The following is a 2,243-nucleotide window of genomic DNA, read 5'->3' as shown; positions in this document are numbered from 1 at the left end:
CTGGTGAAACTGCTCTGAGCCGCTGGGCGTTCGTCCCCGCGCGGAACGGACGCTGGAGGCCTGCTCTACGAGCGCGACGGGGAGCCGCGTGGGGAGAGAGACGGGATGGTACCCGGCAAAAGGAGAGACCGCCGAAGCGCTGGCCTTTGCGGTCGGATCAGGAGAAGGGAGCCAGGGATGTTACTTTTCGAGACCTGACCCCGGCCCCCTCGCGCCGGCCGGTCGGCGGAGAAGACAACCCGAACACCGTCACGGCCCGCCGTTTGGTCCTGGACCCTGCAGTCTTCTCCTACAGCCCGAAATGTTGCATTTCAAGACCTGACCCCATTCCTGACCCCATTCCTGTGACCCCATTCCTGTGCACTCCTTGGCGTCAATGGGCGTCTCGCTGACTCAGAAGCGCCTTGAGGCGCGCGACCTCGGCGAGGGCCTCCTCTCTGGCTTGCAGCGCAGCCTCCTTGGCCTGGCGTTCCGCTTCCTTGGCCTGACGTTCCGCTTCCTTGGCCTGACGTTCCGCTTCCTTGGCCTGACGTTCCGCTTCCTTGGCCTGGCGTTCCGCTTCCGTCGCCTGCATCGCGGCCCGCGTGTTCTCTCGTGCCTCATCCAGCGCGCGCTGGATTGCCCGCTGCTGACGCAACGCCTCTTGGCGTGACTGGTAGCGGTGATAATCGCGTTCTTTCTCGGAGAAGGCGTTCAGGGTGCTCATGGCGTGCCTCATGATCGGGGAGTGCATCCACTCCGGTAGATGGTCGGGATCGAGTCGCTCGCCGTCCTTCAGGAAGGCCAGCCAGCGCTCGGTGTCGGTTTCGACCCGCTCGACGGCGAATTTACTCAGCTCGAAGAGGCGGATGGAACCGTGGTCGAGCAGCCCGCGCCCCAGCTCGTCGCGCAGCGTGAAACGATGAGCGTACTCCGCACGGGCCGTGAACAAGGTCTGGTCGAGGAGCCAGATCGTATAGGTCGGTTGCAGCTCGCTGTAATCCTGGCCGCTTTGCAGCTGTTGGCTGTAGAGATCGGCCCAAGCGTAGAGGATGCGCGTGCTCAGCTCCGGGAAGACGAGGAGCTGGATCTCCACCTGGAAGAGACGCCGTTGCGCGTCGCGCGCCTTGACATCGACGATCGTCAGCTTGTCGTCGAGCGTTTCCCGCTCGTTGTAAGGATTGAGGATGTCGACCGCGGTGACCGGCGCCGGCAGCTCATCGCCGAGCAGAGCGTTGAGAAAATCGATGAGCAGCTCGCTGTGGTCCTCCGAGCCAAAGAGCGTCTTGAAGACGCAGTCGACCTTGGGATCGATTGGGCGATACATGCCCTGAGCCTAGCCGGCACGCGGCGTCGTGACAAGCGGCGTCGATGCACAATATGTAGGAGCGTGCACGGGCGCGCGTCATCGCCGAGGCCTTCGAGCGCTTGGAAGAGCGCTACCCCCATCTTCCGGAATTGGCCACCCAAGGCCATGTGCGCGAGAGCGAGCTGCGCCTGCAGAAGGAGATCGAGCGGGTCCGTGCCGAGCTCAAGCTCGACATCGAGCAGGTTCGCGCCGAGGTCGCCCGTACCAAGGTCGATCTGCTCAAGTGGATCGTGCCGCTGATGTTCGCCCAAGTCGCCGCGATCGCGGCCCTGGTAAAACTGCTCTGAGCCGTCCGCTGGGCGTTCGTCCACGCGCGGGACGGACGCTGGAGGCCTGCTCTACGAGCGCGACGGGGAGCCGCGTGGGGAGAGAGACGGGATGGCACCCGGCAAAAGGAGAGCCCGCCGAAGCGCTGGCCTTTGCGGTCGGGTCAGGAGAAGGGAGCCACGGAGGTTACTTTTCGAGGCCTGACCCCCGCCCCCGCGCCCGAAATGCTGCATTTCAAGACCTGACCCCAGTCCCTATTCTGACCCCAGTCCCTATTCCAGTCCCTGTTTCAAGACCAGCCCCAAGACCCCGGCGTTTGGTCCCCAATGTGGACCCTGCATTCCTCTCCTACACCCCGAAATGTTGTATTTCAAGACCTGACCCCATTTCCCCACATTTCCCCAAGTCGCCGCGATCGCGGCCCTGGTAAAACTGCTCTGAGCCGTCCGCTGGGCGGTCGTCCGCGCGCGGGACGGACGCTGGAGGCCTGCTCTACGAGCACGACGGGGAGCCGCGTGGGGAGAGAGACGGGATGGCACCCGGCAAAAGGAGAGCCCGCCGAAGCGCTGGCCTTTGCGGTCGGGTCAGGAGAAGGGAGCCAGGGATGTTACTTTTCGAGGACTGACCC

Annotated in this window: 1 protein-coding gene and 1 pseudogene; one reads left to right on the top strand and one right to left on the bottom strand. The window is 64.1% G+C overall.

Annotated features, from left to right (window positions below; all coding sequences use genetic code 11):
• Positions 1-373: 373 nt before the first annotated feature.
• Positions 374-1,306 (bottom strand): Rpn family recombination-promoting nuclease/putative transposase, encoded by a 933-nt coding sequence (locus tag CKO41_RS18105; protein WP_200383268.1) that lies wholly within the window; start codon positions 1,304-1,306, stop codon positions 374-376.
• 59 nt (positions 1,307-1,365) lie between these two features.
• On the opposite strand from CKO41_RS18105, the pseudogene CKO41_RS18100 reads away from it, so the two are divergent.
• Positions 1,366-1,635 (top strand): annotated as a pseudogene (locus CKO41_RS18100) (DUF1640 domain-containing protein); the annotation flags it as partial.
• Positions 1,636-2,243 lie beyond the last annotated feature (608 nt).

The sequence above is a fragment of the Thiococcus pfennigii genome (assembly GCF_016583835.1).
In the GTDB taxonomy this organism is placed as follows: domain Bacteria; phylum Pseudomonadota; class Gammaproteobacteria; order Chromatiales; family Chromatiaceae; genus Thiococcus; species Thiococcus pfennigii.
Note: the sequence above shows the minus strand (reverse complement) of the source record. Positions and strands in the feature narration are given on the sequence as shown.